The sequence below is a fragment of the Saccharothrix syringae genome, from assembly GCF_009498035.1.
Classification (GTDB): Bacteria; Actinomycetota; Actinomycetes; order Mycobacteriales; family Pseudonocardiaceae; genus Actinosynnema; species Actinosynnema syringae.
On record NZ_CP034550.1, the window covers coordinates 568,839 to 594,868 of the forward strand.

Consider the following 26,030-nt stretch of genomic DNA (forward strand, 5'->3'; position numbering starts at 1 on the left):
CGGGCCCCGCGGACAACCGCCGCGGGGCCCGTTCCGCGTCTCAGGGGCCGTTCCCGGGGCCGTACTGCGCCACCCCTTCGCCGAAGGACCAGTCGATCGGCTCGTTCTCGGTCAGGGAGACCAGGACGTTGCGCGGCTCGGTCCCCGCGTACTCGTGGGCCAGCTCGGCGATCCGCCGGTACAGCGCCTGCTTCTGCTCCGGGGTGCGCCCGGAGCGCAGGGTGATGGTGACGAACACGACGTCGTCGTCGCGGCGGATGCCCAGGTAGTTCCCGTCGTAGCGCATCGTGCCGGTCGTGCCGTCGTGGCCGACCAGGACCTGGAACAGGTCGTCGGGCGGGATGCCGATCGCCTCGACCAGGGCGTCGTGCACGGCGCGGCCGAGCGCGTCGAGTCGTTCGGGACCGGCGTTCAGCGCGTCCACGCGGACCAGCGGCACGTCAGCCCTCCTTCCGGACGTGGGGTGCGAGCAGGCCCAGGGCGCCGTCCACGGCGCGGGCGTAGACGTCGGCCGAGCCCGCGGCGCGGGCCAGCACGTAGCCGCCCTGGAGCACCGCGACCAGCGCGGTGGCCGTGGCGACCGGGTCGAGCCGGGGGTCCAGCTCGCCGTTCGCGGAGCCCTCCGCCACCAGCGCCGCCAGCTGCTCCGTGACCCGGGTGAAGGTCTCCTCGACCGGTGCGCGCAGCTCCGGGTCCGCCATCACGTCCGGGTCCTGGGTGAGGCGGCCGACCGGGCAGCCCCGCAGGGCCGCGCGCTCCCGCCCCAGGTAGGCGGTGATCCGGTCGAGCGCGGTGCCGGTGCCGGCGAACTCGGCCTCGGCCCTGGCGCGCATCTCGTCGGCGCTGCGGCGGATCGCGGCCAGCGCGAGGTCGGGCTTGCCCCGGAAGTGGTGGTACATGCTGCCCTGGCCCGCGCCCGCCCGCTGCTGGATCGCCTTCGGGCTGGTGCCGACGTAGCCGCGTTCCCACAGCAGCTCCCGGGCGCTCTCGATGAGTTGTTCCCTGGTGTCCACGCCGTCACCGTACATACTAGTAGGTACAGACGCAACGGTTCAGTCGGCGTGCGCGCGGGTGAGCGTCGCGCCACCGCAGCGGACCGCCTGCGCCTCGGGGGTGTTGACCAGCACCTCCACCTCCACGTCGGCCGGTGCGACGACGTAGGAGTAGGTCGCGTCGCGCGGCGCCTCGCCGTGGTCGAACCAGACGGCCAGCAGGCCGTCCCGGACCTCCGCCGACCACTCGCCGCCCAGCGACCGGTAGACCAGGCCCGCGTGGGCGACCCGCCCGGCGCCCGCGGCGACCGGGCCGGCGGCCACCCGCTGGTCGACGGTGGTCAGCACCCGGCCGGCCGCCGGCGCGGTGATGCCCGCGCCCAGCGCGACCACCGCGTCCGGGAAGCAGAACCAGGTCTTCCAGCCGTCGGCGAACCGGTCCGTGCCGGCCAGGCGCATGGTGGCCACGCCGTGCGCGCCGTCGGCCCACCCGCGCACGTCGTCGGACGCGCCGCGCTCCAGGTAGGGGCGGGGGAACAGGGAGCGGCCCTGCTCGGTGGTGGTGCCGGGCAGCCGCGCCCAGTCCCAGCGGGGGATCGCGTCGCGGTAGCCGTCGGGCGCGCCGGTCACGCGGAACGCGGTCACGCCGTCGCCGAGGTGGCGCCCGCTGGTGTTCTCGCCGTTCAGGCTCTCGGTGGGCACCGTGCGGGTGGAGGAGGCGCGGACCGTGCACGACCAGCCGGGGCGGCGGTGGGCCAGGTAGTCCGAGCGCGGGAACCAGCGCGTGCCGACCAGCGGTTCGCCGCCGCCGGACAGCCGCGCGGCGCACGCGGCCAGCTCGTCGGCGCGGTGGCCGTGCCGGGCCAGGGCGGTCACCGCGTCGCGCAGCGAGTCGACCCGGTGCGAGTCCGGGCGGACCACCTCGCGGCCCATGCAGGTGAAGTCGTAGGTGTCGCCGTGGGCGAACCACTGCTGGCCGTCGAGCAGGAAGTCCGCGAAGGCGCGCCTGGCCGGCGCGTCGAACAGGTGGACCCAGCGGGTGAGCGAGGCGACCAGGCTCGCGCCGTAGCCGCCGGAGTAGAGCTGCGGGCCGTGCTGGTGGAAGCTCAGGTCCGGCTGGACGCCCTCGCCGGTGGTGGGTTCGAGCACCGAGCACATGCGCGCGACCTCGTGCCGGACCACGGCGTCGTCGCCGGTGAGCAGGCCGCGGCGGAGCTGGACGGCCGCCGCCCACACCAGGTTCTGCCCGGTCATCTCCACCGGGCCCGCGGCGTCGCGCAGCCAGTCGCCCCACGCCCGGCGCCGCTCGTCGTCGAGCAGGTCGGCCACGCCGAGCAGGGCGTCGCCGACCATCTCGGGCGCGCCGACCTCGTTGTACCACCAGTTCTCCGACCGGGGCGCGAGGCGGCGCCAGGCATCCAGGGCGGTGAGCCGGTCGCGCGGCGGCAGCGCCGGCACCCGGGCCAGGTGCTCCAGCTGGGGGAAGTCGTGGGGGTCGCGCGCGGTGTAGTCGATGTCCGGCCAGGTGCCGTCGGGGGCCATGCCCGGGTTCACGCCTGGGTTCATGCCGGGCAGTGTGGTGGGCGCGGGTGTGCGACGTCTCGGTGAAAAACTTGTTAGTTGTCGTAGGCTAAGGACCGTGCGAAAAGTCCTGGGGCGGATCGCGATCGACACCCGTCCGCTGAAGGTGCCCGCCTTCCGGCGGCTGTGGCTGTCGACCGTCGTGACCGCGGTCGGCAGCCAGCTCACCGCGGTGGCCGTGCCCAAGCAGGTGTTCGACCTCACCGGCTCCTCCGGCTGGGTCGGCGTGTCGGCCGGCATCGCGCTGGTCCCGCTGCTGGTGTTCGGCCTCTACGGCGGTGCGATCGCCGACGTGGTCGACCGCCGCAAGCTGCTGGTGGTGACCAACACCGGCATCGCGGTGACCTCGGTGCTGCTGTGGCTGCAGGCCGCGTTCGCGGTGGACTCGGTGTGGCTGATCATCCTGCTGCTGTGCCTGCAGCAGGTGTTCTTCGCCGCCAACGCGCCCGCCCGCAGCGCGTCGGTGGCCCGCCTGGTGCCCGCCGACCAGCTGCCCGCCGCGTCGGCGCTGTCGTCCACGGTGATGACGTTCGGCGGCGTGTTCGGACCCATGCTGGCCGGCGCGCTGATGCCCCTGGTCGGCCTGTCCACCCTCTACCTCGTCGACGCCGTGGCGCTGACCCTGACCATCTGGGCGGTGTGGCGGCTGCCCCCGCTGCCGCCGCTGGACGGCACCTCGCGGCGGGCCGGCCTGCGCGACGTGGTCGACGGCGTCCGGTACCTGGCGCTGCAGAAGATCCTGCTGGCCAGCTTCCTGCTCGACGTCATCGCCATGGTGTTCGGCATGCCCCGGGCGCTGTTCCCGGAGATGGCGGAGCACACCTTCGGCGACCCGCCCGGCGGCGGCCTGGCGCTGGGCTGGCTGTTCGCCGCGATCCCGCTGGGCGCGATGCTGTGCGGCCTGGTGTCGGGCTGGACCTCCCGCGTGCACCGGCACGGCGTGGGCGTCGTGCTCGCGGTCGTGGCGTGGGGCGTGGCGATGATCGGTTTCGGCCTGTCGCACGCGCTGTGGCTGGCCGTGCTGTTCCTGGCCGTCGGCGGCGCGGCGGACATGATCAGCATGGTGTTCCGCGGCTCGATCCTCCAGGCGGCCGCCTCGGACGAGATGCGCGGCCGGATGCAGGGCGTGTTCATCGTGGTGGTGGCCGGCGGGCCGCGGCTGGCGGACCTGCTGCACGGCACGACCGGCGCGCTGGTGGGGCCGGGGCTCGCCACGGCGCTGGGCGGGGTGCTGGTGGTGGTCGCGACGGTGCTGGCGGTGCTCGCCATCCCGGCGATCAGGCACTACCGGTTCCAGCCCCTGGCCGCCGAACCGGCCTCCTGACCTCGGCGGGGTGAGGGCCCGGGTCGCCTGCCGCTCGTCGCGGCGGGCGGGGCCGGTCCGGCCTCGTGGGCCGAGTCGGGTTCCCGAGTGCGGCGGGAGTGGGCCGGGCGGGCGCGGCGGGTGGTCGCGGGCCGAACCGGCCTCCTGACCGCGGGCCGCGGGGCCCGACCCCGCGCCCCCGCCCGGGTCGTCCCGCTGCGGTTCCCCGCACACCCCGAAGCCCCGCACCCGCCCGGACATCAAGCCTTGCCCAAAGATCGGCCGCCGGCCTGCGCGCCCACCCTGTGATCCGGCACACTCAACCGGCATGGCGGAAGCGACGAGCGCACCGGCGCAACCGGAACTGAAGCGGGCCATCGGCCCCAAGCTCCTGCTGTTCTTCGTGGTCGGCGACATCCTGGGCACCGGCGTCTACGCCCTCACGGGCAACGTCGCGGGCAAGATCGGCGGCGCGCTGTGGCTGCCGTTCCTGATCGCCTTCGTGGTCGCCTTCCTCACCGCGTTCAGCTACCTCGAACTGGTCGGCAAGTACCCGCGCGCGGCGGGCGCGGCGCTCTACACCAACCGGGCGTTCAAGATCCAGTTCCTCACCTTCATGGTGGCGTTCGCGGTGATGAGCTCGGGCATCACCTCCGCCTCCTCCGCCGCGCTGGCCTTCGGGCGCACCTACCTCCAGGCGGTGATCAAGGAGTTCTTCTCGGACACGTTCACCGTCTCCGCGACGCTGGTCGCGATCCTGTTCATCGTCGGCCTGGCCGCGGTCAACTTCCGGGGCGTCTCGGAGTCGGTCAAGGCCAACGTGGTGCTGACCTGCATCGAGCTGTCCGGCCTGCTGATCATCATCGTGATCGGCGTCGTCGCCGTGCTGGCCGGCGACGGCGACGCGAGCCGCCTCACGCAGGTCGACCCGGCGCCCGGCCAGAGCGCGCTGGTCGCGATCACCTCGGCCACCGCGCTGGCGTTCTTCGCCATGGTCGGCTTCGAGGACTCGGTGAACATGGCCGAGGAGTGCCGCGACCCGGTGCGCATCTTCCCGCGCGCCATGCTGTGGGGCATGGTCGTGGCCGCGACCATCTACGTCCTGGTCGCGATCACCTCCTCCCTGCTCATCCCGGCCGACGAGCTGTCCAAGGCCGGGTCCTCGGCCCTGCTGCGGGTGGTGCAGGTCGGCGCGCCCGGCTTCCCGCTGTGGGTGTTCTCGCTGATCGGCCTGTTCGCCGTGATCAACTCGGCGCTGATCAACATGCTGATGGCCAGCCGGCTGGTCTACGGCATGGCCAACGAGCGGATCATCCCGAAGCCCTTCGGCGTCGTGCACCCGTTCCGCCGCACGCCGTGGATCTCGATCGTCTTCACCAGCGGTGTCGCGATCATCCTGGTCTCCACCGTGGACATCGCGGCGCTGGGCGGCACCACGGCGCTGCTGCTGCTGGTCGTGTTCGCCATCGTCAACGTCGCGGTCCTGGTGCTGCGCAAGGACAAGGTGGACCACGAGCACTTCCGCGCGCCCACCTGGGTGCCGGTGCTCGGCGCGATCACCTGCGCCTACCTGGCCAGCCCGCTGTCCGGGCGGGCGTCGGCGGACTACCGGATCGCGCTGTACCTGCTGGGCGCCGGCGTGGTGCTGTGGGCGATCAACCGCGTGGTGCACGGCAGGGCGGAGGTCGACGCGGAGAAGCTCAAGGCGTGACGTCCCGGGCGCGGTGGGGCCGGGGGAACCGCTCCAGCCCCGCCGCGTCGTGGGCGCTGAAGACCGCCAGCCGGTCCGCGGCCGAGCGCAGCCGGTCCTGGTTGGCCAGGCGCAGCTCGGCGATGGTCTGCACCTGCTTCTCGAAGGCGCCGATGACGGGCGGCACCCACGGCGGGGTCTCGACCTGGCCGTGGTGGAAGAAGGCGTCGCCCGCGTGCAGCAGCCAGCCGCCCGGGGTGCGCACCGCGACGCCGGTGTGGCCGCGGGTGTGGCCGACCAGCGGCACCAGCAGCACGTCGGGCAGCAGCTCGCGGACGCCGGCGAAGCCCTCCCAGGTCTCGCCGGTCGGCTCGTGCGGGGTGAACCGCGCGTGCCGGAACTGGCCGGGGGAGTAGCGCGGGTTGTCGCGGTCGTCCAGCTCCGCCCGCAGCACGTGCACCTCGGCGTCGGGGAAGTCGCGCAGGCCGCCCGCGTGGTCGACGTCGAGGTGGGTCAGCGCGACGTGCCGCACGTCGGCGGGCGAGAAGCCCAGCGCCTCGACCTGCCGGACGGCGGTCTCGCGCTCGTCGAGCACGGGCCGGGCCAGCAGGCGGAACCGCCGCGGCAGGGTCGCCGCGGGCGTGCGCACGTCGTCCAGGCCCATGCCGGTGTCGACCAGGACCAGGCCGTCGGCGTCGGTCTCCAGCAGCAGCACGTGGCACACGAGCCCGGCGCGGCGGAACACCGAGCCCCGGCCGTCGACCAGCCTGCCGCCGAGGGGCCGCATGGTGCCGCAGTTGAGGTGGTGGACCTTCACGGTGCGGGCCTCTCCAGGAGGGCGCCCAGGCGGGCGGCGACGGCGTGCAGCGGCTGGAGGGAGCGGCGGGTGCGGGCCAGGACGAGCGCGCCCTCGATGGCGGCCAGCGCGGTGGTGGCGGCGTCCTCGTCGCCCGCGTGCTCGGCGATGGCCCGCTGCCAGGAGTCGTAGACGTCCGCGCAGGCCACGCGGATGGGCTCGCTCTCGGCCGCGGCGTCGAGCGCGACCGTGGTGATCGGGCAGCCGCTGCGGAAGTCGGAGGCGAGCAGGTTCGCGGCCAGCAGCTCCACCACCGCGGCGAGCGCCCTGGCGGTGTCCGGCTCGGCGTCCAGGGCGGCCTTGAGGGCGTCGAGGAGGTTCGCCCCGGCGAGGGCCACGGCCTCGGTGGCCAGCTGCTCCTTGCCGCCGGGGAAGTGGAAGTAGAGGGAGCCCTTGGGGGCGCCCCCCTCGGCCAGGACCTGGTTCAGGCCGGTCGCGTGGTAGCCCTGCGCCTGGAACAGCTCGGCGGCGGTGCGCACCACGCGGTCACGGGTGTCGGTTCGCTTCGGCACCGTTTTACTATAGAGACCGGTCTAGTTACTTGGTCAAGCCCCGGGCCGGGGGCGGCGTCCCGGCCCGGGGTCACCGGGTGGTCAGGCGCACCAGGTGTTGCCCGTGTACTGGAGCTTGCTGGCCAGCACCCAGCCCCACTTGCCGTTGTTGACGTTCGCGCCGTAGTAGCGGGGGCTGCCCTTGATGCGCACGTTGAAGACGTCGCCCTGGATCGCCCAGCCGACGAACGAACCGCCGCTCTGCGCGTCGGTCATGTCGCCGTAGGCGGTGACCTGGTACTGCCACACCTGCGTGCACTGGGCGGACACGTCCGCGTGGGCGGTGCCCGTGCCGAGTGCCAGGCCGGTGGCGAGCAGGGTCGCGGCCGCGCTGCCGATGATCTTGTTCAACGGGTCCTCCCGGTGGGGCTCCATGACAGACGACCGAGAATGATGGTGGAGACCCTTCGCCGGGCCTAGCGGCGATCGAGTGGGCCGGCTGGGCCGGACGGCACCCGAACGAAGTCACGTCGGGTCACTGCGGCCGCGCGTAGTGACCGCGCGGCGCGGTCGTGGGGGTGGGCGCCCGGCGGGCGGGAAAACGCTTTCGGGGCTGACGCGAAAAACTTTCGCACCCTGGTGTCGGACAGCGCCGGGGACCCGGCCGGCGGATACCCTCCTGACCCATGCTGGAGATCGCCCACGGCGCGGCACGCGCCGTCATCGCCCCTGAAGGCGCCAACCTCAAGTCCTTCGACGTGGGTGGTGTGCCGTACGTGGAGACCTACCGGGACGAGCCGCCCATGGGCAGCGGCGCGGTGCTGGTGCCGTGGCCCAACCGCACGGCCGGCGGGAAGTGGGTGCTCGACGGCGAGGAGCAGCAGCTGGAGATCGGCGAGCCCGCGCGCGGCAACGCCATCCACGGGCTGGTGCGCCACGCGCTGTGGCAGGTCGTCGAGCACACCGGGTCGCTGCTGTCGCTGGAGACCCCGGTCGCGGGCTTCGGCTGGCCGGTGGAGCTGCGCACCACGATCACCTACGCGCTCGACGAGAACGGCCTGACCGTCTCGCACGGCGTCACGAACGTGGGCGGCAAGCGCACGCCGTTCGGCGTGGGCACGCACCCGTACCCGCGCGCGGGCGCGTCGGCCACCGACGAGACCTCGCTGTCGCTGGCCGCCACCACGGTGCTGCCGGTCGACGCCGACACCATGATCCCGAACGGGCCGGCGCGGTCGGTCGAGGGCACGGAGTACGACTTCCGGGTGGCGCGCCTGCTCGAAGGGGTGAAGCTGGACACCGCGTTCGGCGGCTGCGAGCCGGTGGACGGGCTGGTGCGGCACGTGCTCAAGGGCCCGGACGGCGGGGTCGAGCTGTGGGCGGACCCGGACTTCAAGTGGGTGCAGGTCTACACGCCGGACGACTTCCCGGGTCGGGGGCGTGCCGTGGCGGTCGAGCCGATGACGTGCCCGCCGGACGCGCTCAACAGCGGTGTCGACCTGCTGTGGCTGGAGCCCGGCGGGTCGTGGGCCGGCCGGTGGGGTTTGCGCCCGCTCCAGTAGGCCGTTAGCGTCGCTAACTATGAACGTCGCAATCACGGGTGGGTACGTCGTCCCCGTGGCCGGGTCGCCGATCGAGGGCGGCACGGTCCTGGTCCAGGACGGGAGGATCGTCGCGGTCGGCGCGGACGTGGAGGTGCCGGACGGCGTGCCCGTCGTGGACGCGGCGGGCTCCTGGGTCCTGCCCGGCTTCGTGGAGGCCCACGGCCACCTCGGCGTGCACGAGGAGGGCGAGGGCTGGGCCGGGCAGGACACCAACGAGATGACCGACCCCAACGGCGCGCGGCTGCGGGCGCTGGACGCGATCAACGCCGCCGACCGGGGCTTCGCCGACGCCCTGGCCGGCGGCGTGACGACCGCGGTGGTCAAGCCGGGGTCGGGCAACGTCATCGGCGGCCAGGCGGTGGCCGTGAAGTGCTGGGGCCGCACCGCCGACGAGATGCTGGTGCGCAACCCGGTGAGCGTGAAGAGCGCGCTCGGCGAGAACCCCAAGCGCGTCTACGGCGACCAGAAGAAGCTGCCGTCCACCCGGCAGGGCGTCGCCGCGGTGATCCGCGACGCGTTCACCAGGGCGCAGGACTACGTGGCCAGGAAGGAGGCCGCGGAGGGGCCGTTCGACCGCGACCCCACCTCCGAGGTGCTGGCGCGCGTGCTGTCCGGCGAGCTGCCGTGGTGCCAGCACGCCCACCGGGCCGACGACATCGCCACCGCGCTGCGGCTCGCCGACGAGTTCGGCTACCGGCTCATCGTCAACCACGGCACCGAGGGCCACCTGATCGCCGACCTGCTCGCCGAGCGCGGGGTGCCGGTGATCGTCGGGCCGCTGTTCACCACGCGGTCCAAGGTCGAGCTGCGGCAGCGGACGCTGCGCACGCCGGGCGTGCTGGCGCGGGCGGGCGTGCGGATCGCCATCACCACCGACCACCCGGTGGTGCCGATCAACTTCCTGGTGCACCAGGCGACGCTGGCCGTGAAGGAGGGGCTGGACCGGCGGACGGCGCTGGAGTCAATCACGGTCAACCCGGCGCGGATCATGGGGCTGGACGACCGGGTCGGCTCGCTGGCGCCGGGGCTGGACGGCGACGTGGTCCTCTGGTCCGGCGACCCGCTGGACGTGATGAGCCGGGCGCTGAAGGTGTTCGTGCGCGGGCGCGAGGTGTACCGGTACGAGGACGGCGAAGAGGTCGTGGTCGACCCGTTCCACAGCGGGGCCTGAACGGCGTCAAGCAGCCCTCGGGCGCTGGTGCGGGGTCGTCCCGTCGGCGAGACTGGAGCCGACGGGACGACGACCGGGGGGCGACGTGGGGCGGATCGGGGTTGCGCTGCTGGCGGTGGTCCTGGTGACCGCCTGCGCCGAGGAGCCGGCCGAGCCGCGGTGGGAGGTGGAGCCCCACCCCGTCTCCGGCGTGGCGGCGGTGTCCGACACCGGCGACCGCGAGTTCCGGGTGGGGGTGGAGACGGGCGCGCTCGCCGCCGAGGACCCGATCGAGCGCGTCGACGTCCGGCGCGGGGCCGGCCGGGTCGAGTTGACGCTGTGGCTCAAGAGCCGCGTCCCCCGGCCCGGTGAGGCCGTGCCCGCCATCGTGCGCATGTTCTCCGAGGTGGTCGTGCTCGACGCGCCGCTGGGCGAGGACCGGTTCTACGACGCCTCGGCCGACCCGCCCCGGGAGTTGCGGGTGGGCTGCGGGCTCTGGGTGCTCTGCCGGTAGCCCCGCGGGCGGGTCAGCGGCGCAGCTCGCGCCCGATCACCAGCCGCTGGATCTGGTTGGTGCCCTCGAAGATCTGGAGCACCTTCGCCTCCCGCATGTACCGCTCCACCGGGAAGTCCCGGGTGTACCCGGCGCCGCCCAGCACCTGCACCGCGTCGGTCGTCACCCGCATCGCCGCGTCGGTGCAGACCAGCTTCGCCACCGCCGCCTGGCGCCGGAACGGCAGCCCGCGGTCGCGGCGGCGGGCCGCCTCCAGGTACGTCGCCCGCGCCGACTCGACCGCGGCGGCCATGTCGGCCAGCAGGAACTCCAGCCCCTGGAAGTCGATGATCGGCCGGCCGAACTGGGTGCGGGTCTTCGCGTACGCCACCGCCTCGTCCAGCGCGGCCTGCGCCAGGCCCACCGCGCAGGCGGCGATGCCCAGCCGGCCGGAGTCCAAAGCGGACAGCGCGATCCGCAGGCCGTCGCCCTCGGCGCCGACCAGCCGGTCCGCCCCGACGCGGACGCCGTCGAACACCAGCTGCGCCGTGGTCGACCCGGTCAGGCCCATCTTGCGCTCCGGCGGCGCGGCGGCCAGCCCGTCCGCGCGGCCCGGCGCGAAGAAGCAGCTGATGCCCCGGCCGCCGTCGTCGGAGGTGCGGGCCATCAGGGTGTAGAAGTCGGCCACGCCGGCGTGCGTGATCCACGCCTTGGTGCCGTTGACGACGTACTCGTCGCCCGAGCGCACCGCCCGCGTGGACAGCGCCGCCGCGTCCGAGCCCGCGTGCGACTCCGACAGCGCGTACCCGCCCAGCAGCTCGCCGCCCAGCGCGTCGGGCAGCCAGCGCGCCTTCTGCTCGTCCGTGCCGAACGCGGCCAGCGCGTAGCTCGACATGACGTGCACCGACAGGCCGACGCCCACCGACATCCACGCCGAGGCGACCTCCTCCAGCGCCTGGAGGTACACCTCGTACGGCTGGGCGCCGCCGCCGAACTCCTCCGGGTAGGGCAGGCCGAGCAGGCCGGTCTTGCCCAGCAGCCGGAACTTGTCGCGCGGGAACCGCGCGTGCTCCTCGTGCTCGGCGGCGCACGGCGCCAGCTCGTCGCGGGCGATCTCGCGCACCAGGGCGAGCAGGTCCTCGGCCTCGGTGGTGGGGAGCAGGCGTTCGGCGGGCATCGTCGACCTCCGTTCGGTACTGTCCTCAGTACTGTAGGACGTACCGCAGTACTGTCGCGAGGTGGTGTGACAGAGTCCGAGCATGACCTCGATCGCGCGCAGGCCCTTGACGCCCCGGCAGGTGGAGCTGCTGGGGCGCCTGGAGGCGCTCGTGCTCGCGGAGGGGTTCGCGCACTTCACCCTGGACGACCTCGCGGCGCGCCTGCACTGCTCCAAGTCGACCCTCTACGCGCTGGCCGCCAGCAAGGAGCAGCTGGCCGTGCGCGTGGTCGGCCGGTACTTCAAGGGCGCGGCCGAGCGGATCGAGCGGCGCGTCGCCGGGATCGGGGACGTGCGCGCCCGCGTGGGCACCTACCTGGCCGGCGCCGCCGAGGAGCTGCGGCGCGCGTCGGACCGGTTCATCACCGACGTGTCGGCGTTCGCGCCCACCCGCGCCACCTACGAGCGCCATGCCCGCGCCGCGGCCGAGCGCATCCGGGAGTTCATCCAGGAGGGCGTGCGCGAGGGCGTGTTCCGGGAGGTGCACGCGCCCCTGGTCGCGGAGATGGCGGGCCTGCTCATCGAGGGCATCCAGACCGGGGTGCTGACCCGGCGCGCGGGCGTGTCCGACGCCGAGGCGTTCACCGCCCTGGGCGAACTGCTGCTGGACGGGTTGCGCAGAGAACGGAGCCAGACGTGATCGTCGTCGCCGGTGAGGCCCTGGTCGACCTCGTGCCCACGCCGGGGGGTGACCTCGCGCCGCGGCTGGGCGGCGGCCCGTACAACGTCGCCGTGGCCGCGGGCCGGCTGGAGGCCCCGGTGGGCTTCCTCTCCCGCGTCTCGGCCGACCTGTTCGGCGACCGGCTGGTCGAGCGGCTGCACGCGTCCGGCGTGCGCACCGACCTGGTCCAGCGCGGCCCCGAGCCGACCACGCTGGCCGTGGTCGGCCTCGCCGACGACGGGTCGGCCCGCTACTCCTTCTACGTCGAGGGCACCGCCGACCGGTTGGTCGCCGACCCCGGCCCGCTGCCCGACGGGGTGCGCGCGGTCTCGTTCGGCACGCTGTCGCTGGTGCTGGAGCCGGGCGCGAGCGCCTACGAGGCGGTGCTGCGGCGCGAGGCCGGGCGCGGCGCGCTCACCGCGCTGGACCCCAACGTCCGGGCCGGCCTGATCCCCGACCCGGCCGCCTACCGCGCCCGCTACGCCTCGTGGCTGCCGCACGTGGGCCTGCTCAAGGTGTCCGTCGAGGACGCCCGCTGGCTGGCCGGCCTGCCCGCCGACGCGCCGGAGGACGACGTGCTGGAGGTCGCGCGGGAGTGGCGCGCCGCCGGCCCGGCCGCGGTCGTGCTCACCCGCGGCGGTGACGGCCTGGCCGTGCTGACCACCGCCGGTGACGTGATCCACGTCCCACCGACCCCCGTGGAGGTGGTCGACACCATCGGCGCGGGGGACACCGTGCAGGGCGCGCTGCTGGCGTGGCTGCACCACCACGACGCCCTGTCGACCGAGGCCGTCGCCGCCCTGGACGCCGGGCGGTGGCGCGAAGCGCTGGCCTTCGCCGGTGCCGCGGCCGCGATCACCTGCTCCCGCGCCGGGGCGGAACCGCCGTTCCGAGCAGAGCTGGGATGACCTAGCTCTCACCTCGCACGAGGTGGATGAGCAGGTCCGAAGGGCTACGGTGGTGGGGCACGCTAGACACCCGCGCATCCTTCGCTGTGATGCCGGTCCCACCTCGCAGAACAGCGCTGCGCGATCGGGCCGACCGCTGACTAGCGTGGGAGAACTGACAGGACCCCAACGGGGTGGTGCTGCGGTGCGGGGACGAGACCACGCCGCGCGCTGCGTGCGAGATCCGCATGAGCCACCCCGCCCGAGCGTGAGAGGGACTCTGCATGCCCGACGCGACGACTGCGCCGAACGACACCCGTACCGTCGCGCTACGCCATCCGGGCGGAGAGCACGAGATGAAGGTGGTACCGGCCACCGAGGGTGCGTCCGGCATCGACCTCGGCAAGCTGCTGGCGACGACCGGCCTGGTCACGCTGGACAGCGGTTTCGTCAACACCGCGTCCTGCTCCTCCGAGATCACCTACATCGACGGTGACGCCGGCATCCTGCGCTACCGCGGCTACCCCATCGAGCAGCTCGCCGAGAAGTCGAACTTCAACGAGGTCAGCTACCTGCTGATCTACGGCGAGCTGCCGACCAAGGCGCAGCTGGAGGAGTTCACCTCCAAGATCAGCCGCCACACCCTGCTGCACGAGGACCTGAAACGGTTCTTCGACGGCTTCCCGCGCGACGCGCACCCGATGCCCGTGCTGTCCTCGGCGGTCTCCGCGCTGTCGACGTTCTACCAGGACAGCCTCAGCCCGTTCGACGCCAACCAGGTCGAGATCTCGACCATCCGCCTGCTGGCGAAGGTGCCCACCATCGCGGCCTACGCCTACAAGAAGTCCGTGGGCCAGCCGTTCCTGTACCCGGACAACTCCCTGGGCCTGGTGGAGAACTTCCTCCGGATGACCTTCGGCTTCCCCGCCGAGCCCTACGACGTGGACCCGGACCTGGTCCGCGCGCTGGACCTGCTGTTCGTGCTGCACGCCGACCACGAGCAGAACTGCTCCACCTCCACCGTGCGCCTGGTCGGCTCCTCCGAGGCCAACCTGTTCGCCTCCATCTCCGCCGGCATCAACGCCCTGTTCGGCCCGCTGCACGGCGGCGCCAACAGCGCGGTGCTGGACATGCTGGAGAAGATCCGCAACGAGGGCGGCGACGTCTCCGCGTTCGTGAAGAAGGTCAAGAACAAGGAGCAGGGCGTCCGCCTGATGGGCTTCGGCCACCGGGTCTACAAGAACTACGACCCGCGCGCCGCGATCATCAAGAAGACCGCCGACGAGATCCTGGGCAAGCTCGGCGCGTCCGACGAGCTGCTGGACATCGCCAAGGCGCTGGAGGAGACCGCGCTCGCGGACGACTACTTCGTCGAGCGCAAGCTGTACCCGAACGTGGACTTCTACACCGGCCTCATCTACCGCGCGATGGGCTTCCCGACGAAGTTCTTCACCGTGCTGTTCGCGCTGGGCCGGCTGCCCGGCTGGATCGCGCACTGGCGCGAGATGATCAACGACCCGGCCACCAAGATCGGCCGGCCGCGGCAGGTCTACATCGGTTCGCCGGAGCGCAACTTCGTGCCGCTCGACCAGCGCTGACGGTTTCTCGTCGAGGGCCCGCACCGGTTTCCGGTGCGGGCCCTGTGCTGTCAGCGGGGGTGGGGGCGATGCCGTCGGGGAGGCGGAAGCCGAGTTCGAGCAGGCGTTCGGCGATGTCCCGCAGCGGTTTCTTCAACTCCCGGGACGCGTTGATCAGGTGCCGGGTGGGTACCGGCTCTCCCCTGTGGAGCCAGGCGAGCCGTGCGGCGACCTCCGGTGCGGGAAGTCTTGATGACGCAGCCTTGAACACGACGACGGCCGATGGCACGCCGTGTTCTGAAGCAGGTCCAAGTCCCCTGGTATCACCATCACCGACGTGTCGAACCCGCGCACCTCGAACCCGAGCAGGCGGAGCCTTGCGACGATCTCGGCGAACTGCGGTCCCCGCGCCACGATCATCCGGTCGTCCTCGGTGAACTCGATCGACCTGTCGAACGGGGGCACGCGGTAACCCCACCGCTCCAGGCGTTCGGCGACCTCGGCCGGGGACCTCCTCAACCGGTTGGCTGCGGCCGGCAGGTGTCCGAGCGGCACCTCGTGACTCCGGGGCAACCACGCGCTCCAACCGGTCAGGTTGCGGCTCATCACGCACAGGTCGTCGAACGAGACCACGGCGGAGGTGTCGAAGGGAGCGACGGTGAAGCCGAAGTCGGTGAGCCGACTCACGATCTCGTCCGGTGTCCTGGACAGTCGCTGCGAAGTCCTGATCACGTGCCCGATTGGAACCACCTCGTCGAGGCGGAGCCATTCGAACTCGGTCCGCGCCTTCCGGTACCGGCACGCGTCCAGCGCGTTCTGGTACAGCTCCCGCACCGCCAACCCGGGATCGCCGTAGAGCTGCTTGCCCATCAGCAACTCCTGGATCCGGTCGTCGGCGAGCCGGAACCGGAAACCGTGGCTGTCGTAGGCCAGGCCGCCGTCGGGCAGAGGAGCGGGGCGCACCTCGTCCGCCGACGTGGTCGACCAGGGCGTGGTCCACCGCCGGGTGCGTGCACTCCGCCTTGAGGAAGCACGACCGCCCACCGCGCAGGCGTGGCCACGAACTGCCCTGCACGGTCGCCAGCATCTGCCCGAGGTCGACCCGGTCGGCAATACCGATGTGCTCGGCGTCAGGTCGGCGGGGTCGATCGCGAGCAGGCGGGCGACGCCCAGCAGCAGGGCCACCACCTGTTCCCCGCAGGTGCTGTTCCTGAGGGGTCGCGGTGGCCAGAGAGCACTCCTGCTCCAGCGCGTTCGGGGTGTCCGAGCGCACCACCGCCCGCGCGTCACCCTGCTCGGTCGACCGGGTGATGCGCCGCAGCAGCCGCAGGTAGTTCTGCGTGAAGCGCGCGAATTCGGGGCTCCCCGCGTCCGACGCGTGGATGTGCCGGGCCCAGAAAGCCTGGTGCGCGAACGGAAAAGCCACCAGCAACGCGGCCTCGCTCGGACTCAGCGGCCGGGTGTCGTCGGCGAGCGCGGGCTTGCCCTCGTTGATGACCTGGGTCAGGAGCCACCCCAACCGCTTGCCGACTCGTACCGCCAGTTCCGGGTCCCACCACGGGGCGTCGCCCAGCACCGACCCGCACCCCGCGACGACCCCCGCCCACCGCCCCACCAGATCAGCGGTGGCCTGCCGCAGCTCCTCGTCCTCCACCGCGAGCCGCCACGCCGGGCACTTCTCGACGAACCGTCCCCGACGAGTTCGACGGCCCGACGGCGCCCGTTACACCACCCTCAGCGCAGCGCGTCGCGCAACCGCACCCTGGCCCCGGTCCGCAGCACGGCGTTGGCGTACACCCGACCGCCCAGCCACGTGATCACCGCGATCGCGGCCAGCGCCAGCACCACGGCCAGCAGCACCTGCCACCCCGGCGCGACGCCCATCGCCATCCGCCCCGGCATCAGGATCGGCGCGAACGGCGGCAGCAGCGACAGCACGGTCACCGTCGGCCCGGTCGGGTCGACGATCATCAGGTTGACGCCGACCAGGAACGCCACCACGACCGCCGCGCTGATCGGCGCCAGCACCGCCTGCAGCTCCTCCTGCCGGGACACCAGCGACGCGGCGGCGGCGTACACCGTGGCGTAGAGGAAGAACCCGATCAGGTACCACAGCACGCCCGTGACCAGGGCACCGCCGGCCACGCCGGTCACCGCCACCACGCCCGTGACCGAGGCCAGCACCAGCCCGGCGCCGCCCACCACGACCAGTTGCAGCAGGCCCACCGCGCCCAGCCCGACGACCTTGCCCAGCAGCAGCTGCCACGGCCGCAGCGTCGCCAGCAGCAGCTCCACCACCCGGCTGGACTTCTCCTCGACCACGCCCTGGGCGACCATCGTCCCGTAGACCAGCAGCGAGTAGTACAGCAGCGCGGCGATCACCAGGCCGACCGCCAGGCGCTGCCCCGACCGGTCGTCGCGCGGCTGGAGGACCACCACGTCCACCCCGGCCCGCTCCACGTTCCCCGCCACCACGGCCGGGTCCAGACCCGCCTCGGCGAGCTGGGCGTTGAGCACCTGCTGCTTGACGATCAGGTCGATGGAGTTGCGCAGCTGCTCGTCCAGCGACTCCCGGACCACCACGCGCAGCGCGTCGGGCGCGCCGGTGACCAGGGCGTCCACCTCGCCGTCGCGCACCCGCCGCTCGCCCTCGGCCGGGTCGGCGACGTCGACGGCCTCCACCTCGCGGCCGAACGACGCGGCGGTCCGCTCCAGCGGCTCGGCCAGCACCGTGGCCTGGCCGCTGAGCGCCACCCGGTCGCGGCCGGCGTCGTCGAACAGCACGACCTGGAGCAGCACGTACCCGGCCAGCACGGCGAGGATCGCCGCGGTGCCCCACACGAACGACTTGGTCCGCACCCGGCCGGTGAACTCGCGGCGCGCCACGAGGAACACCGCCCGGCCCGGGGACAGGCTGGTCATGTCGCGGCCTCCTGGGTCACCACGTTGCGGAACAGCTCGGCCAGCGACGGGCGCTGCCGGGAGAACTCGTGCACCGGCCCGGTCGCCAGGGCGGCGTGCAGCACCGCCTGGTCGTCCGCGCCGGGCTCCAGCTCCAGCACGGTGCGGCCCGCGGAGGTGGTGGCGGCGCGCACGCCCGGCAGCGCGTCGGCCCACCCGGCCGGCGCCCGCGGCGCGTCCACCACGAGCCTGGACTCGCCGCCGGCGCGCAGCTCGTCCACCGGGCCGCAGGCCACCATCGTGCCGTCGCGGACGATGCCGACCCGGTCGCACAGCCGCTCCACCAGGTCGAGCTGGTGGCTGGAGAACACCACGGGCACGCCCGCGGCGGCCCGCTCGCGCAGCACCTGGCTCATCACGTCCACGGCCACCGGGTCCAGCCCGGAGAACGGCTCGTCGAGCACCAGCACCTCCGGCTCGTGCACCAGCGCGGCGGCCAGCTGCACCCGCTGCTGGTTGCCGAGGCTGAGCTTCTGCACCTCGTCGCCGCGCCGGTCGCGCAGGCCCAGCCTGCCGATCCAGTCCTCGGCGCAGCGGTGCGCGGCGTTGGTCGACATGCCGTGCAGCTCGGCCAGGTAGACCAGGTGGTCGAGCACCTTCATCCGGGGGTACAGGCCGCGCTCCTCGGGCATGTAGCCGATGCGCCTGCGCGTCTCGAAGGTGATCGGCCCGCCGTTCCAGCGGACCTCGCCCGAGTCGGCGGCGAGCACGCCCAGCGCGATGCGCATCGCGGTCGTCTTGCCCGCGCCGTTGCTGCCGACGAACCCGAACAGCTCGCCCGCCCGGACGTCGAAGGTCATGTCGGCCAGCGCCACGACCTCCCCGTAGCGCTTGGAGATCCGGTCGACCTCCAGCACCCCCTCTGGCACGGTGCCCATCCCTCCTGCGCCCATCCCTCTCGTGACCTAGCCGTCCGCCCGGCCGTAGACCCGCGTCGACAGCGGCTCGAACGGGGAGCGGCCGAACACCGCCTCCACGGGCAGGCCGAAGACCTCGCAGATCCGCAGCGCCAGGTCGAGGCTCGGGTAGTGGTCACCCCGCTCCAGCGCGCCGATCGTCTGCGGGTTGACCCCCACGGCCCGGGCCAACCCCGCCCTCGTCATACCCCGCTCGACCCGGAGCACCCCGATCCGGTTGTGGATGGGCCGACCGGAGCCGCGACGCACCGGACTCATGCTGCGAAGTGTTGCGAAAACCCAACAGAAGGGCAAGCAAAGCACCCCGTCCTGGGCCGAACGGCGGTGGCCGGGCCGGGCTTGACCCGAAATCACGGTTCGGTGAAACGATACGAGACCGGGAACCGAATCGTCTGTCGACGGGTCGAAATGCGCATCAGGGACGCAAGCCCCTGTTGCCGTGAGGGGTGAACATGGAGCCGGACCAGTGGCTCGCGCAGTACGGAGAGAAGATCGAGCAGGCCAAGCGCAACGCCGCCGCGGTCGAGACGCAGCTGGGCGGCGTCGGCGGCAGCGCCTCCTCGCCTGACGGCCTGATCACCGTGACGGTGAACGCCTCGGGTGCGCTGACCGACCTGGTCCTGCGCCCGCAGCTGCGCGGCGAGGACCCGGAGCGGATCTCCGGCGCCATCATGACCGCCGTCGCGCAGGCGCAGCGCGCCGCCGCCGGCCAGGTCGTGCAGATCATGTCGGAGTCCTTCGGCGACGGTCCCGCGCTGGACTTCGTCAAGGCGAAGATGCCCAACGGCTATTCGGGTGACGGCACCGACGAGGTGGAACCGGTGCCCGAGATCCAGCGTCGGGACACCAGGCCCGACGACGACTACTTCACCAACCCGCCCGATGTCATGGCCTGACCAGGGGGACACATGACCAAGTTCGAATCGTTCAACGTGAGCCCGGAGCAGATCCGGTCCCACGCCGGCACGGTCGACCAGCTGACCCAGCGGATGCTCGGCGCGACGCAGACCGCCGACCCGTCGCTGTCGACCGACGCCTTCGGGGTGTTCGGTTCGTTCCTGGCCGAGTTCCTGCTGAAGGCCGCCGGCTCCTCCCAGGACATCCTCGGCCAGGCCACCGAAACCCTCGCCGACATGTGCCAGGGGCTGCGCGAGGTGGCCGAGCTCTACGAGAGCGTCGACATGGACAACGCGTTCGGCTTCAACGGAAGGGCACGGGGATGAGCGCGCAGGCGACCACGCAGCAGGGTCGTGACCCGTCATACCTGATCAGCGACGTGCAGGGCACGGTCGCGGCCGTCGAGCGCGGCGACTGGGTGCAGGCCGGGCTGGGCATGGCCAACACCGCCATGGGCATCGTGGGCCTGGCGGCCAACCCGCTGTCGGGCTTCCTGTCCGCCGGGTTCAGCTGGGCCATCCAGCACGTGGACTTCCTGCGCGAGCCGTTCGACGCGCTGCTGGGCAACCCGCAGGCCATCGAGAAGATGTCCGCCAGCTGGATGTCGGCGGCCAAGCAGATCGAGGGCATCGTCGCCGACTACCGGCGCACCGCCGAGTCCGAGACGAAGGGCTGGTCCGGCCGCTCGGCCGACGGCTACCGCGCGGCGAGCAAGAAGCACGCCTCCGGCCTGGAGACGCTGGCCAAGGCCACGCAGGGCATCTCGCGGGCCGCCAAGGGCGCGGGCGAGCTGGTCGCCACCGTCCGCAAGACGATCATGGACCTGATCAGCAAGGCCGTGTCCGACATGGTCATGAAGATCATCCAGTGGCTGGCGGCGTCGTTCCTGACCTTCGGCGCGGCCATCGCCGGCGCGATCGCGGACATCGTGCAGATGGCCTGCAACTACGCCAAGAAGCTGGTGGACTTCCTCCAGAAGCTCGCCAACTCCCTCAAGAAGCTGATCGACCTGATCAAGACGGTCTCCCGGATCGCCCAGACCGCCAAGCAGATCCTGCAGGCCATCACCGCCATGACCTCGTCCAACAAGGGCGGCGCGGGCGGCGGCGGCGCGGGACCGCGGCCCAGCCGGGGCGGCCTCGGCCTCACCGACGAGCAGCTGCGCGACATGGACCGCGGCGCCAACGACCGCTACACCCGCGACCCGGGCGCCACCAACCCGTCCGCCGGCGGCGGCCACGGCGCCGGCCCGATCGTCAGCCGTCCCCCGACGGTCGGCGTCGGCCAGGGCCCCGGCGGCGGCGGCTCCGAGCCGGTCATCTCCTACCCCGGCGGCCCGGGCGGCCCGGTGGTCAGCCGCCCGCCGACGGTCGGCCAGCCCGGCTGGGGCACGCCCGGCTCCGGAGGCTCCGGCGGCGGCACGATCCGCCCCGGCGTCCCCGGCGGCGTCGTCCCGGGCATCCCCACCGTCCCCGGCACCCCGCCCGGCTCCGGCTCCGGCGGTGGCGGTCACTGGGAACCGGGCCGCTGGGTCCCCGGCCCCGGCGGCGGCTCCGGCGGTTCGGGCGGCTACCAGGGCGGCTCGGGTGGTTCCGGCGGCTACCAGAGCGGCGTGGTCCCGCCCTACGTCCCGAGCGGCACCACCCACGCCACCAACACCGACCGCACCCCCGGCAGCACCTACGTGCCGCCCGTGCGCCCGGCCACCCCTGACCTGCCCCACGGCGGCGGCGGTGGAGGCGGCGTCCCCGGCGGCGGCTTCGGCGGCGGTGGCGGCTTCGCCGGCGGTGGCGCCGGTGGCTTCGGCGGTGGCGGTGCCGGCGGCACCGGCGCGACCCTCCAGGCCGGCGGCCAGTCCGGCGTGGTCGGCCAGGCGGGCACCCCCGCCGCGGCCGGCGGCGCTGCGGGTGCCGCCGCGGCCGCCCGCCCGGGCGGTGCGGGCGGCGCCGGCATGGGCATGATGGGCGGCGCCCCCATGGCGGGCGCCCAGGGCCAGAACGACGGCAAGGACCACCAGCGCAAGGTCCGCCTGGAAGGCGAACCCCTGATCGACGAGGCCCCGAAGGCGGCCAAGCCGATCATCGGCGAATAACCACCCGCGAAAAGGGGGGACCTCCACACCGGAGGTCCCCCCTTTCGCACACCACCCACACCCGACCGCATGACACGCAGGCTCCGACCGCATGACACGCGGGTCCTGAGCGCATGACACGCCGGGGCAAAGCTTTTGAGCCCCGGCGTGTCATGCGCTCAGATCGGGTGTGTCATGCGGTCGAGACTCGCGTGTTCTGCGTTCGGGGGTGGGTGGGGTCAGGGCCGCCAGTTGGGCGGTGATGGTGGGTTCGGCGGTGGCGCGGTCGGTCGGGACCAGGCCGATGCGGGTGCGGCGGTCCAGGACGTCGTCGGCGGTCAGGGCGCCCTCGTGGTGGACGGCCCAGGCGACCTCGCCGACCTCGGCCACGCGCGCCGCCTCGGAGCCGTAGCGCGCGACCAGGTCGGCGGGGCCCGTGGCGGGACCGGCGCCGACCAGGGGGATGCCGGCCGTGCGGGACGGGGCGGTGGTCAGGCGGGTGGCGTCGACCGCGTCGGCGGCCATGCGCCGGTACGTGGTCAGCTTGCCGCCCACGACCGTGGTCACGTTGCCGGTGGTGAGCACGGCGTGCCGGCGGGAGAGGTCGGCGCTGGGGCCGTCGCCCGCGGCCAGCAGCGGGCGCAGGCCGGCGAAGGCGCCCAGGACGTCGGCGTCGGTCAGGGGTCGCTCCAGCACGGAGGACGCCACCGCCAGCAGGAAGTCCACGTCGGACCGCGGCACGGTGGGCACGTCCGGGACCGGGCCGGACACCGGTTCGTCGGTCAGGCCCACGTAGACGCGGTCGTCGCGCTGCGGCAGCAGCAGGGCGAAGCGGTTGCGGGCGCCGGGCACGGGCACGGTCAGCGCGGTGCCGGCCAGGCCCGCGGTCGCGGCCGACAGGACCAGGTGCGAGCCGCGTGACGGCCGCAGCGCCACGTCCACCAGCTCGCCCGCCCACACGCCGGTCGCGTTGACCACCGCGCGGGCCCGGACGTCCAGCGACTCGCCGGTGAGGGTGTCGACGACGTGGGCGCCGGTGCCGGTCAGTGCGACCGCGCGGGCGCGGGTGACGATCCGGGCGCCGAAACCGGCGGCCGTGCGCGCCAGGGCGACCACCAGGCGGGCGTCGTCGACGAGTTGGCCGTCGAACGCCAGCAGGCCGCCGCGCAGCCCGGCGCGCCGCAGGCCGGGTGCCAGGGCGAGGGCGGTCGCGGCGGGGACGCGGCGTGGCGGCGGCAGCACGCGGGACGGCGTGCGGGCCAGGCGGCGCAGCACGTCGCCGGCGCGCAGGCCGGCCATCACCACGGGGTCGTGCGCGCGGTCGTGCAGGGGCACCAGCTGCGGCAGGGTGCGGACCAGGTGCGGCGCGGTGCGGGTCATCAGGATGCCGCGCTCCACGGCGCTCTCGAACGCCAGCCCGAACTCGCCCCTGGCGAGGTAGCGCAGGCCGCCGTGGACGAGCTTGCTCGACCACCGCGACGTGCCGAACGCCAGGTCGTGCGCCTCCACCAGGCACACCGACAGGCCGCGCGACGCCGCGTCCAGGGCCGTGCCCGCGCCGGTCACCCCGCCGCCCACCACGAGCAGGTCCACGGGGTTGGTCGACACGTGGTCCAGGTCGAGCGCGCGCCGCGCCGCGTTCAGGGAGGTGTTCACGACAGCGCCGCGTCCAGGTAGGCGGCCAGCTCGGCCAGCAGCTGCTCGAAGTCCAGGTCCGAGGTCGCGGGCCGCACGGACAGCACCAGCGACTGCGTGGTGAGCAGGACCAGCCGGGCCTGCGCGGCGGCGTGGCCCGGCCGGATCGAGCCGTCCGCGTGCCCCTGCTCGACCCGCGCCACCAGGAACGCCTCGACGAGCTTCTGCGTGCTGCCCAGCCGCTGCACGAGGTAGGGGAGCATCAGCTCGGCGTCCAGGTCGAGCACCCGCCGCATCAGCGGGTCGGCGGCCAGCAGCCGGATGCCCGCGATGGCCTGCGCCACCAGGCGCTGCCGCGCGGTGTCCCCGGTCGCCTCGGCCCGCTGGAGCAGGGCGGTGAACTCGCGGGTCATCAGGGCCCGGACCAGCGTCTTCACGTCCGGGAACCGCCGGTAGAGGGTCATCCGGCTCACGCCCGCGCGCTTGGCGACGTCGGTCAGCGTGGTGCGGCGGACCCCGACCTCGACCACGCAGTCGCGGGCCGCGTCGAGCAGGGCGTCATCACTGTGACGTTGGGACGTCATGTGTCACACTGTAGCGGTGACCGAGCGCATCGACCACACCCTCCGGGACCGCTGGACGCCCGAGGCGGGCCACCTGCCGCCGCACGCCCTCAAGTGGCTCCGGCGGCGCACCGGGCTCGACGCGACCACCACCCCGGCCCGCCCGCCCGCCGTCGGCCCGTCGGAGCTGTCCGACGCCGCGCGCGCCGCGCTGGGCGAGGTCGTCGGACCCGGTTTCGTGCGGGTGGACCGGGACTCGCGGCTCGGCCGCGCGGGCGGCCTGTCCTATGTGGACCTGCTGCGCCACCGCGGCGCCGGCGAGCCGGCCGTGCCCGACGCGGTGGTGCTGCCCGGCACCCCGGAGCAGGTCGCCGACGTGCTGCGGACCTGCGTGGAGCACGACGTGGCGGTGGTCCCGTTCGGCGGCGGCACGTCCGTGGTCGGCGGCGTCGACGCCCTGCGCGGCGACAAGGCCGCCGTGGTCGCGCTCGACCTGGCCCGGTTGGACGCGCTGGTCTCGGTCGACCCGGTGTCGCGGCTGGCCGTGCTCCAGGCCGGGGTGACCGCGCCGCGGGCGGACCGGCTGCTCGCACCCCACGGCCTGACCGTCGGCCACGTGCCGCAGTCCTACGAGCGCGCCACGATCGGCGGGTTCGCCGCCACCCGGTCGGCGGGCCAGGCGTCCTCCGGCTACGGCCGGTTCGAGGACGTGGTCGAGGGCGTCCGGCTGGCCACGCCGGTGGGCGAGTGGCGGCTGGGCGCCGCGCCCGCGTCCGCCGCCGGGCCCGACCTCAAGCAGCTGGTGGTCGGCAGCGAGGGCGTGCTGGGCGTCATCACGGAGGTCGCGCTGCGCGTGCGGCCGAGGCCGCGGGTCGAGCGCTACGAGGGCTTCGTGGTCGACGGCTGGGAGCGCGGCGTCGAGGTGGTGCGCGCCCTGGCGCAGGACCGCGTGCTCGCCGACGTGACCCGGCTGTCCGACGTGGACGAGACCGAGGTGTCGCTCGCCCTGGCCGGCGGCTGGAAGACCCGCGCCGTCCGGGCGTACCTGCGGGCCCGCGGCGTCCGCCGGCCGTGCCTGCTCGTGCTCGGCTGGCACGGCCGGGACCGGGCCGAGGTCGCGCGCGGGCGCCGTGAAACGTTGCGGGGCCACCGGCTGGTGCCCCTGGGCACGCCGATGGGCGAGGCGTGGCGGCGCGGCCGGTTCAACGGCCCCCGCCAGCGCGACGCGCTGATGGAGGTCGGCGTGTGCGTGGAGACCCTGGAGACCGCCACGCACTGGTCGCGCATCCCGGAGCTGCGCGACGCCGTGCGCGGTGCGCTGGTCGACGCGCTGGGCCGGTGCGTGGTCATGTGCCACATCTCCCACGCCTACGAGACCGGGGCGTCGCTCTACTTCACCGTCCTCGCCGCGCGGGACCCCGGGGACCCGGTCGGCCAGTGGCGGGTCGCCAAGGCCGCGGCGAGCGAGGCCATCACCGGGCTCGGCACGATCAGCCACCACCACGCGGTGGGCGCGGACCACGCGCCGTACCTGGAGGCCGAGGTCGGTGCCCTGGGCCTGGAGGTGCTGGCCGCCGCCAAGCGGGTGCTCGACCCGACCGGCGTGCTCAACCCCGGCAAGCTCCTGCCGCCGGACCGGCGATCATGAGGCATGCGCGCGGACGGCTGGCACACCACCGAAGACGTCGACACCTTCCTCGCCGCGGCGGGGGACTTCCTGCGTTCACGACCAGCCCTGCACACCATGCCGCTGACGGTGGTCGAGAGGCTGCGCGCCCACGGCGCCGACGGCACCGTGCTCGGCTGGCTGGAGCGGGGCGGTGAGGTCGGCGCGATCTTCCACCGCCGCCCGACCCGGCGCCTGAGCCCCGGCCTGTCCTCCCCGGAGCAGGCCGACGCCCTCGCCGCCCACCTGGCCGGCCTCGGCCTGCCCCTCGCCGGCGTCACCGGGGTCCACGACACCGCCACCGCGTTCGCGCGGGCGTGGCACCGGCGCACCGGCGCGGCACCCGTGCCGGGCGTGGCTGTCCGCCTCCACCGGCTGGGCGCGCTCACCCCGCCGGGGCCGGTCCCGGAGGGGCGCGCCGCGGGCCCGCGGGACCACGGGCAGGTCGTCCGCTGGTGCGGTGAGTTCAACACCGCCGTCGGCGGGGCGCCGATCGACTCCTGGGCCGACTCGTCCTTCGCCAACAAGGAATTCACGTTCTGGGAGACCCCGGACGGCACCCCCGTCTCCATGGCGGGCTCGACCCGGGTGATCGCCGGCATGGCCCGGGTGGACCCCGTCTACACCCCGGAGCCCTTCCGCGGGCGCGGCTACGCCGGCGCCGTCACGGTCGAGGTGAGCCGGGCCGCGCTCGCCGCGGGCGCGACGGACGTGGTGCTGTTCACCGACCCGGGCAACCCCACCAGCAACGCCCTCTACCGGCGGATCGGGTACGTCCCGCTGGCCGAGTTCGGCTCCTACGACTTCGCCTGACCGGAC

The 26,030-nt window shown here is 73.7% G+C and carries 27 protein-coding genes and 2 pseudogenes; 13 read left to right on the forward strand and 16 right to left on the reverse strand.

What is annotated here, in order from left to right; translation table 11 throughout:
* Positions 1–40: 40 nt before the first annotated feature.
* Genes EKG83_RS02680 through EKG83_RS02690 form a run of 3 tightly spaced genes read right to left on the reverse strand, consistent with a single transcriptional unit; the run spans position 41 to position 2,558 of the window.
* Complete coding sequence (locus EKG83_RS02680) at positions 41–439, reverse strand: tautomerase family protein (RefSeq protein WP_033432173.1); 399 nt, start codon at positions 437–439, stop codon at positions 41–43.
* Position 440: 1 nt separating this feature from the next.
* The gene (locus tag EKG83_RS02685; protein WP_194282990.1) at positions 441–1,013 is read right to left on the reverse strand and encodes a TetR/AcrR family transcriptional regulator; all 573 of its coding nucleotides are present in this window, start codon (positions 1,011–1,013) and stop codon (positions 441–443) included.
* A 39-nt stretch (positions 1,014–1,052) separates the two neighbouring features.
* Complete coding sequence (locus EKG83_RS02690; RefSeq protein WP_051766212.1) at positions 1,053–2,558, reverse strand: polysaccharide lyase family 8 super-sandwich domain-containing protein; 1,506 nt, start codon at positions 2,556–2,558, stop codon at positions 1,053–1,055.
* Between the two features lie 73 nt (positions 2,559–2,631).
* Here EKG83_RS02690 and EKG83_RS02695 point away from each other — a divergent pair, with 73 nt between their 5' ends.
* Both EKG83_RS02695 and EKG83_RS02700 read left to right on the forward strand, forming a co-directional pair.
* Complete coding sequence (locus EKG83_RS02695; RefSeq protein ID WP_033432278.1) at positions 2,632–3,897, forward strand: MFS transporter; 1,266 nt, start codon at positions 2,632–2,634, stop codon at positions 3,895–3,897.
* Positions 3,898–4,204: 307 nt separating this feature from the next.
* Complete coding sequence (locus tag EKG83_RS02700; RefSeq protein WP_033432171.1) at positions 4,205–5,587, forward strand: APC family permease; 1,383 nt, start codon at positions 4,205–4,207, stop codon at positions 5,585–5,587.
* Here the strand turns inward: EKG83_RS02700 and EKG83_RS02705 are convergent.
* The 3 genes from EKG83_RS02705 to EKG83_RS02715 all read right to left on the reverse strand — a co-directional run bounded on the left by EKG83_RS02705 (position 5,577) and on the right by EKG83_RS02715 (position 7,324).
* A complete protein-coding gene (locus tag EKG83_RS02705; RefSeq protein ID WP_033432170.1) occupies positions 5,577–6,383 on the reverse strand; it encodes an MBL fold metallo-hydrolase in 807 nt (268 codons plus the stop codon). The two genes, EKG83_RS02700 and EKG83_RS02705, sit on opposite strands and share 11 nt — an antisense overlap.
* Entirely contained in the window at positions 6,380–6,934 is a 555-nt protein-coding gene (locus EKG83_RS02710) for a TetR/AcrR family transcriptional regulator (RefSeq protein ID WP_033432169.1), read from the reverse strand. The genes EKG83_RS02705 and EKG83_RS02710 overlap by 4 nt, the downstream gene beginning before the upstream one ends.
* 81 nt (positions 6,935–7,015) lie before the next feature.
* Entirely contained in the window at positions 7,016–7,324 is a 309-nt protein-coding gene (locus EKG83_RS02715; RefSeq protein WP_153277845.1) for a hypothetical protein, read from the reverse strand.
* Between the two features lie 275 nt (positions 7,325–7,599).
* Here EKG83_RS02715 and EKG83_RS02720 point away from each other — a divergent pair, with 275 nt between their 5' ends.
* The 3 genes from EKG83_RS02720 (at position 7,600) to EKG83_RS02730 (ending at position 10,181) form a co-directional block, all read left to right on the forward strand.
* Complete coding sequence (locus EKG83_RS02720; protein ID WP_033432167.1) at positions 7,600–8,475, forward strand: aldose 1-epimerase family protein; 876 nt, start codon at positions 7,600–7,602, stop codon at positions 8,473–8,475.
* A 19-nt stretch (positions 8,476–8,494) separates the two neighbouring features.
* Positions 8,495–9,688 carry an amidohydrolase gene (locus tag EKG83_RS02725; protein ID WP_033432166.1) on the forward strand — a complete coding sequence of 398 codons (1,194 nt, stop codon included), beginning with the start codon at positions 8,495–8,497 and terminating at the stop codon, positions 9,686–9,688.
* Positions 9,689–9,773: 85 nt separating this feature from the next.
* A complete protein-coding gene (locus tag EKG83_RS02730; protein ID WP_033432165.1) occupies positions 9,774–10,181 on the forward strand; it encodes a hypothetical protein in 408 nt (135 codons plus the stop codon).
* A 13-nt stretch (positions 10,182–10,194) separates the two neighbouring features.
* On the opposite strand, the gene EKG83_RS02735 is transcribed toward EKG83_RS02730, so the two are convergent.
* Positions 10,195–11,337 carry an acyl-CoA dehydrogenase family protein gene (locus tag EKG83_RS02735; protein ID WP_033432164.1) on the reverse strand — a complete coding sequence of 381 codons (1,143 nt, stop codon included), beginning with the start codon at positions 11,335–11,337 and terminating at the stop codon, positions 10,195–10,197.
* Between the two features lie 82 nt (positions 11,338–11,419).
* On the opposite strand from EKG83_RS02735, the gene EKG83_RS02740 reads away from it, so the two are divergent.
* The 3 genes from EKG83_RS02740 to EKG83_RS02750 all read left to right on the forward strand — a co-directional run bounded on the left by EKG83_RS02740 (position 11,420) and on the right by EKG83_RS02750 (position 14,522).
* Entirely contained in the window at positions 11,420–12,016 is a 597-nt protein-coding gene (locus EKG83_RS02740) for a TetR/AcrR family transcriptional regulator (RefSeq protein ID WP_033432163.1), read from the forward strand.
* The gene (locus EKG83_RS02745) at positions 12,013–12,945 is read left to right on the forward strand and encodes a carbohydrate kinase family protein (protein ID WP_033432162.1); all 933 of its coding nucleotides are present in this window, start codon (positions 12,013–12,015) and stop codon (positions 12,943–12,945) included. The genes EKG83_RS02740 and EKG83_RS02745 overlap by 4 nt, the downstream gene beginning before the upstream one ends.
* A 263-nt stretch (positions 12,946–13,208) precedes the next feature.
* Positions 13,209–14,522 carry a citrate synthase gene (locus tag EKG83_RS02750; RefSeq protein ID WP_051766211.1) on the forward strand — a complete coding sequence of 438 codons (1,314 nt, stop codon included), beginning with the start codon at positions 13,209–13,211 and terminating at the stop codon, positions 14,520–14,522.
* On the opposite strand, the gene EKG83_RS49960 is transcribed toward EKG83_RS02750, so the two are convergent.
* From EKG83_RS49960 to EKG83_RS02770, 7 genes and pseudogenes are all read right to left on the reverse strand, one after another.
* Positions 14,434–14,790: a wHTH domain-containing protein gene (locus tag EKG83_RS49960; protein ID WP_456153898.1), complete on the reverse strand. Its 357-nt coding sequence runs from the start codon at positions 14,788–14,790 to the stop codon at positions 14,434–14,436. The two genes, EKG83_RS02750 and EKG83_RS49960, sit on opposite strands and share 89 nt — an antisense overlap.
* Entirely contained in the window at positions 14,676–15,464 is a 789-nt protein-coding gene (locus tag EKG83_RS02755; protein WP_033432160.1) for a wHTH domain-containing protein, read from the reverse strand. Before EKG83_RS02755 ends, EKG83_RS49960 begins: the two co-directional genes overlap by 115 nt.
* 22 nt (positions 15,465–15,486) lie before the next feature.
* Positions 15,487–15,777, reverse strand: a pseudogene (locus EKG83_RS49965) (hypothetical protein); the annotation flags it as partial.
* Positions 15,778–15,843: 66 nt separating this feature from the next.
* Positions 15,844–16,155, reverse strand: a pseudogene (locus tag EKG83_RS49970) (HD domain-containing protein); the annotation flags it as partial.
* An 80-nt stretch (positions 16,156–16,235) separates the two neighbouring features.
* Positions 16,236–17,423 carry an ABC transporter permease gene (locus EKG83_RS02760; protein ID WP_033432159.1) on the reverse strand — a complete coding sequence of 396 codons (1,188 nt, stop codon included), beginning with the start codon at positions 17,421–17,423 and terminating at the stop codon, positions 16,236–16,238.
* On the reverse strand, positions 17,420–18,331 hold the full coding sequence (locus EKG83_RS02765) for an ABC transporter ATP-binding protein (protein ID WP_033432276.1): 912 nt from the start codon (positions 18,329–18,331) through the stop codon (positions 17,420–17,422). The genes EKG83_RS02760 and EKG83_RS02765 overlap by 4 nt, the downstream gene beginning before the upstream one ends.
* A 36-nt stretch (positions 18,332–18,367) precedes the next feature.
* Entirely contained in the window at positions 18,368–18,637 is a 270-nt protein-coding gene (locus tag EKG83_RS02770) for a helix-turn-helix transcriptional regulator (protein WP_084716629.1), read from the reverse strand.
* A gap of 194 nt (positions 18,638–18,831) precedes the next feature.
* Between EKG83_RS02770 and EKG83_RS02775 the strand changes: the two genes are divergently transcribed.
* The 3 genes from EKG83_RS02775 to EKG83_RS02785 are packed head-to-tail and all read left to right on the forward strand — an operon-like array spanning position 18,832 to position 21,368.
* On the forward strand, positions 18,832–19,275 hold the full coding sequence (locus tag EKG83_RS02775; protein ID WP_033432157.1) for a YbaB/EbfC family nucleoid-associated protein: 444 nt from the start codon (positions 18,832–18,834) through the stop codon (positions 19,273–19,275).
* A gap of 12 nt (positions 19,276–19,287) precedes the next feature.
* Positions 19,288–19,602: a type VII secretion target gene (locus EKG83_RS02780; RefSeq protein ID WP_033432156.1), complete on the forward strand. Its 315-nt coding sequence runs from the start codon at positions 19,288–19,290 to the stop codon at positions 19,600–19,602.
* The gene (locus EKG83_RS02785) at positions 19,599–21,368 is read left to right on the forward strand and encodes a WXG100 family type VII secretion target (RefSeq protein WP_033432155.1); all 1,770 of its coding nucleotides are present in this window, start codon (positions 19,599–19,601) and stop codon (positions 21,366–21,368) included. Before EKG83_RS02780 ends, EKG83_RS02785 begins: the two co-directional genes overlap by 4 nt.
* Positions 21,369–21,518: 150 nt before the next feature.
* On the opposite strand, the gene EKG83_RS02790 is transcribed toward EKG83_RS02785, so the two are convergent.
* A complete protein-coding gene (locus EKG83_RS02790; RefSeq protein ID WP_170191869.1) occupies positions 21,519–23,003 on the reverse strand; it encodes a glycerol-3-phosphate dehydrogenase/oxidase in 1,485 nt (494 codons plus the stop codon).
* Positions 23,000–23,566, reverse strand: coding sequence for a TetR/AcrR family transcriptional regulator (locus EKG83_RS02795; protein ID WP_033432154.1), 567 nt, complete (start codon positions 23,564–23,566; stop codon positions 23,000–23,002). The genes EKG83_RS02790 and EKG83_RS02795 overlap by 4 nt, the downstream gene beginning before the upstream one ends.
* Positions 23,567–23,582: 16 nt before the next feature.
* Here EKG83_RS02795 and EKG83_RS02800 point away from each other — a divergent pair, with 16 nt between their 5' ends.
* Positions 23,583–25,193: an FAD-binding oxidoreductase gene (locus tag EKG83_RS02800; protein WP_033432153.1), complete on the forward strand. Its 1,611-nt coding sequence runs from the start codon at positions 23,583–23,585 to the stop codon at positions 25,191–25,193.
* Positions 25,194–25,196: 3 nt separating this feature from the next.
* Positions 25,197–26,024, forward strand: a complete 828-nt coding sequence (locus tag EKG83_RS02805; RefSeq protein WP_033432152.1) for a GNAT family N-acetyltransferase — start codon at positions 25,197–25,199, stop codon at positions 26,022–26,024.
* Positions 26,025–26,030: the final 6 nt, after the last annotated feature.

Bases quoted from the DNA above. Each gene is read 5' to 3' on its own strand.
- EKG83_RS02795 (WP_033432154.1), bottom strand. From the start codon at position 23,566: ATGACGTCCCAACGTCACAGTGATGACGCCCTGCTCGACGCGGCCCGC.
- EKG83_RS02780 (WP_033432156.1), top strand. From the start codon at position 19,288: ATGACCAAGTTCGAATCGTTCAACGTGAGCCCGGAGCAGATCCGGTCC.
- EKG83_RS02770 (WP_084716629.1), bottom strand. From the start codon at position 18,637: ATGAGTCCGGTGCGTCGCGGCTCCGGTCGGCCCATCCACAACCGGATC.
- EKG83_RS02720 (WP_033432167.1), top strand. From the start codon at position 7,600: ATGCTGGAGATCGCCCACGGCGCGGCACGCGCCGTCATCGCCCCTGAA.
- EKG83_RS02785 (WP_033432155.1), top strand. From the start codon at position 19,599: ATGAGCGCGCAGGCGACCACGCAGCAGGGTCGTGACCCGTCATACCTG.
- EKG83_RS02725 (WP_033432166.1), top strand. From the start codon at position 8,495: ATGAACGTCGCAATCACGGGTGGGTACGTCGTCCCCGTGGCCGGGTCG.
- EKG83_RS02805 (WP_033432152.1), top strand. From the start codon at position 25,197: ATGCGCGCGGACGGCTGGCACACCACCGAAGACGTCGACACCTTCCTC.
- EKG83_RS02750 (WP_051766211.1), top strand. From the start codon at position 13,209: ATGCCCGACGCGACGACTGCGCCGAACGACACCCGTACCGTCGCGCTA.
- EKG83_RS02740 (WP_033432163.1), top strand. From the start codon at position 11,420: ATGACCTCGATCGCGCGCAGGCCCTTGACGCCCCGGCAGGTGGAGCTG.
- EKG83_RS02690 (WP_051766212.1), bottom strand. From the start codon at position 2,558: ATGAACCCAGGCGTGAACCCGGGCATGGCCCCCGACGGCACCTGGCCG.
- EKG83_RS02735 (WP_033432164.1), bottom strand. From the start codon at position 11,337: ATGCCCGCCGAACGCCTGCTCCCCACCACCGAGGCCGAGGACCTGCTC.
- EKG83_RS02775 (WP_033432157.1), top strand. From the start codon at position 18,832: ATGGAGCCGGACCAGTGGCTCGCGCAGTACGGAGAGAAGATCGAGCAG.
- EKG83_RS02760 (WP_033432159.1), bottom strand. From the start codon at position 17,423: ATGACCAGCCTGTCCCCGGGCCGGGCGGTGTTCCTCGTGGCGCGCCGC.
- EKG83_RS02700 (WP_033432171.1), top strand. From the start codon at position 4,205: ATGGCGGAAGCGACGAGCGCACCGGCGCAACCGGAACTGAAGCGGGCC.